At 36.8% G+C, this 4,472-nt stretch carries 5 protein-coding genes; 2 read left to right on the forward strand and 3 right to left on the reverse strand.

Annotated elements, in window-relative coordinates:
- Nucleotides 1-46: 46 nt before the first annotated feature.
- Together AC2JBO_RS43390 and AC2JBO_RS43395 are read right to left on the reverse strand one after the other, a co-directional pair.
- Nucleotides 47-271: a hypothetical protein gene (locus AC2JBO_RS43390; RefSeq protein WP_496959813.1), complete on the reverse strand. Its 225-nt coding sequence runs from the start codon at nucleotides 269-271 to the stop codon at nucleotides 47-49.
- A gap of 80 nt (nucleotides 272-351) precedes the next feature.
- Nucleotides 352-1,398: a WG repeat-containing protein gene (locus AC2JBO_RS43395; RefSeq protein WP_496959814.1), complete on the reverse strand. Its 1,047-nt coding sequence runs from the start codon at nucleotides 1,396-1,398 to the stop codon at nucleotides 352-354.
- Between the two features lie 603 nt (nucleotides 1,399-2,001).
- Between AC2JBO_RS43395 and AC2JBO_RS43400 the strand changes: the two genes are divergently transcribed.
- Nucleotides 2,002-2,418 (forward strand): XisH family protein, encoded by a 417-nt coding sequence (locus tag AC2JBO_RS43400; RefSeq protein ID WP_496959815.1) that lies wholly within the window; start codon nucleotides 2,002-2,004, stop codon nucleotides 2,416-2,418.
- Nucleotides 2,406-2,741: a XisI protein gene (locus AC2JBO_RS43405; RefSeq protein ID WP_496959816.1), complete on the forward strand. Its 336-nt coding sequence runs from the start codon at nucleotides 2,406-2,408 to the stop codon at nucleotides 2,739-2,741. Before AC2JBO_RS43400 ends, AC2JBO_RS43405 begins: the two co-directional genes overlap by 13 nt.
- Before the next feature lie 76 nt (nucleotides 2,742-2,817).
- Here AC2JBO_RS43405 and AC2JBO_RS43410 read toward each other — a convergent pair whose 3' ends face one another.
- Entirely contained in the window at nucleotides 2,818-3,729 is a 912-nt protein-coding gene (locus tag AC2JBO_RS43410) for an amino acid ABC transporter substrate-binding protein (RefSeq protein ID WP_496959817.1), read from the reverse strand.
- Nucleotides 3,730-4,472: the final 743 nt, after the last annotated feature.

Below are 4,472 nucleotides of genomic sequence, written 5' to 3' on the forward strand. Positions count from 1 at the left end.
TAGGTACTTATGGTAAATTAAGCTTATAAGTCTATTATATGCGACTTCATATTAAATTGGTATCAGCTTTATTAAAATACTCAACAACTTCGCGGATTGTGTTAAACGAGGTGCCGTGTCCGTGGGGTGTAATATCAGTGATATTATACAGTTGAGGTACTTTAAATTTAAAATCATCTTTGGCACGCTTGGTAATTGTACCACGACCAAGATTTTGGGTTTTGAGATGGTACGTAAAACACCACCAAAACAATTTGTAAATAAAACCCATATAGTTTATGTAATGAGTCGAATATTGAACGTATTGTAGGACAGGCGAGACGCCTATCCGGAGGGATTTTTTAACTGGTTTTAATTGGTGGGGTTCCAGATATATTCACCTTGCTTGTTAATGTAACCGGCACCACCACGCGCGTAAACTAAAGCTAATTCATCTGTGAACGCGAGTGCTAAATCAAACTGTGGTGCAATTACCATTTTTCCGCTTTTATCAATAAAGCCATATTTATCATTAACTTTCACTGCTGCTAACCCTTGTGAGAAATTTGTGGCTTTGTCATATTGTGCAGGAATTACCATTTCACCACTGGCATTTACAAAACCCCATTTTTGTCCAACTTGTACTGCTGCTAAACCTTCGGTAAATTCCCAAGTATCATGGAACTGAGGTTTGATAACATATTCACCAAAGCGATTAATATATCCGTATTTATCATTTACTTGTACTGCTGCTAAACCTTCAGCGAATCTTAAAGTGCTTTCAAATTGCGGTTGAATCACTGTTTGACCATCAACATTAATATATCCCCACTTATTATTTACTTGTACAGCAGCGAGTCCTTCGTAAAAATGCAAAGCTGCTTCAAACTGTGGTTTGATTACTGTTTTACCCGTAAAATCAATATATCCCCATTTATCATCTATTTGTACTGCTGCCATTCCATTTCTAAAAGCCAAGGCGCCATCATACTGGGGTTGAATTACTACTTTTCCTTTCTCATTAATAAATCCGTATTTATCATCTATTAAAACTAATGCTACCCCATTTGCAAAAGCATATGACAAACGGTATTTTGGCGAAATCACTCTTCTACCTGTAGTATCTATATAACCATATCGGGCGCCGACTTTCACTTGTGCTAACCCTTCAATAAAACCCCAAGCTAAATCATACTTTGGAGGGATGACAACTTTTCCATCTTTGTCAATAAAGCCGTATTTACCATTTTGGACAATACGATATAGTGGAGTTAACACTTTATTATTTTTTAACGAGTAATTAATTTTATTTTCATAGCTGCTTTTAGGAATAGATGCTGTTACTTGCTGGTAGCAGCAACTAATATTTATGGCGCCAAAAACAGCTAAATATATTGATATTGCCCCAATTCGTTTCATAATTAATTACACAAGTCCAGAGATTACATACAGATTAGTTCTGCTTGCCAACACTGACATGATGTATAAAATAATTGTTTCTGAATAGAGGAAAATTGGCAACGGATGTAACGGATGTAACGGATGATTGATTTGTTTTGGAGGCGTTTGTCAGTAGTTGACAATTTAGCACACATGAATTACTAGTATAATAACATAGCATTTTTCAACCAAGTAAGGTATAAATTAAGTGACTAAAACTCTTGTGGAACGGGCATCCCTGCCATTAGCGTCAAGTTAAGCTAAAACTTATTACGTCAATAAGTATTTATGCTTAAAATTTTGGTTTTAAAAGAGCAAAAAATGAGCTTTTTCAAAGGCTATTAGTACTTTGTTTATTTGCATCGCTCTCCGATTCAGTATAAAACCAAGCAAAAAGTTCATCTTTATACCTCGTTCCACACAAAACCTATCGTTGACGCATGGGCGCCAACCTTAACTTGACACCAATGGCATCCCTGCCCGTCATTGAATAGGAACTGCTATATTAATTAAAATACATTTTTACTATAATTCATTAGCCATAGTGTAAAATTAAGATACTCCCGAACGCAAAAATAAGGTATGTCAGCAAAAGATAAATTTCACGAAGTAGTGAAATTAGCACTAGAGAAGGATGGGTGGACTATTACAGATGACCCTTTGTATATTACTGTTGGAACAGTACAGATGCGGATTGATTTGGGAGCAGAAAAGTTACTTGCAGCGGAAAAGGAGGGAGAAAAAATTGCTGTTGAAATCAAGAGTTTTCTAAAAGCATCAGCTATTACTGATTTTCATGTTGCTCTGGGACAGTTTCTTAACTATCGCACTGGTCTTAGAGAAAAAGACCCAGAACGTAAGTTATATTTGGCTGTAGATATAATGACTTATAATGATTTTTTTACACTTCCGTTTCCACAGCTTCAAATCCAAGAATATAAATTAAAGCTAGTAATTTATGATACTGATACTGAGGAGCTTGTAAGATGGATAAATTAGAGAGATACAGAGAATATATTCAAGAATTTCTGGTAACACACGGTAGTTATAAACCTTCTTACGGGGATGTGGAAGTAGAGCAAGTTTTTGATACTATACGTGACCATTATCAAATTGTTCATGTTGGCTGGGAAAAAAAGCAGCGTGTGTATGGTTGTTCAATACACATCGATATAATAAATGAAAAAATTTGGATTCAGTGGAACGGAACAGAGATAGATATTGCTGATGAGCTAGTCTCTATGGGGGTTCCGAAGCACGATATTGTGATTGGATTTCATTCTCCTTTTAAACGGCAATTTACGGATTATGCTGTGGGTTAGGTATGCCACCTGACCTAGTATGCACAGGCAGGATGCCTGTGCTACATGTGTTTACAGTTCGTTTTTGTGTTTACAGTTAGTTTTTGGGAATTTCTTGACGTGACTCGATGACTAGCTGCATTGTTTCTATTGCTAGATCACGTAAGTCTTGGTTTATAAAAACAGTACCTTTGGCGCCGAATGAGCGGTCAAATATCGCTACGTTACGAGGATTACCGTTTATGAATCCCTGCATAAATTTAATTAGCGCGAAGTTCACAGTGTCCAGAAATCTCGAATTGTTCTCTGGTACTATACACGCAATACCTTCGCGCGAAAAAGGACGGTCGGGTACTATCTTAAAAGCATCATGATTTTTCTGCGCTTGCAGCCAACCTTCAAAGAGAATACCATCCGATGCAAAAGCGTCTATTTTTCCTTGTGCGAGTGCAGTATAAGCTTCGTTACGGCTTTTGAAGTTTACTAGCTGCGCTTTGGGTTGCACTTTCCGAATAACCTGTTCGTTTGTTGTTTGCGGCAACACTCCAACCCGCTTACTTAACAACGACTCAGGTGTACCCAATGTGCTATCTTTCTTTACTAGTATTTGTGTACCTGTAACGGCATAGCTTACCGAAAAATCAACTTGCTTGTCACGTTCCCAGGTAAAGCTACTTGCATCACACACTATATCGACCTGACGCTGGACAATTTGGGGAATTCGTTGTGCTGGTGTAAGTTGAACTAGTTTGAGTTGAATTTTCTTGCCAAACTGTTTTTCCAATTGTTCCTTAATCATGACCAGCATGTCTACCGAGTAACCCACTGACTGTCCTTTGCTATCAACATAAGCAAATGGAATAGCGTCTCGACTCGTACCTGCTGTTAATACTCCCGTGCGTTTTACCTTTTGCATTACAGTTTCTGCCTGTGCTGGACGCGCTACACCAGCACTGACTGCTATCAGGACTGTAACGGCGCCTATCAAAAGCGATTTATTTTTATGCATCCGCCTTAATAACATACTATATGCAGCTCATAAATGAGTGTTTTTGTTGATGATGCATTAAAATACCGCATTTTTACTCGTTACGTATATAGCAAGACGATACAGTTAATTCACTTTCTGCCACAGGCGCCTTAACAGCGCGCGCGACTACGATGGCAGCTTTACACGCTTACGGACACTATTGACTGACTATGCTCTTATTGATGCGCGCGTTAATACTTTTCACTGATATTTACTTATTACTTGTAAATAAGTTTATAGATTTTATGCTTTGTTTGAAAAATGTACAGTGTCTAGATAATTGTAGAGAACTGTTACTAAATCGAATCGAAGACAATATTTTTATTTTATGATTTACATAACTTTTTATATTTACTTTCAAACAAAAGTAATTACAATAGAAAGTTAATAGTGGCATGTTCAAAGAATAACTATTTTTATCTCAACTATAACGACAGTTGTAGCATGATTAGAATAGTTACATAGTGCTACCAAACTCCTGGGAAGAAGAGAAATCACAAAGACTCCCAACCTAAATATTAAACAGTATAGGTAATTAATCGTAGTCATAATTACTGTACAAATCTTGTGGAACGGGCATCCTGCCCGTGTCATTATCTAAATTCGTTAATTTTTTTTATAATGCCTAAAAACTTATCGGTTAATAATATAGATAGTAATAATGACCTTAAGTTCCCCTCAAACAGGGAAACTTTGAGAACTTTATTAACTCTGTTTCAAAT

The organism is Calothrix sp. CBUCES-K 9914, assembly GCF_059640475.1.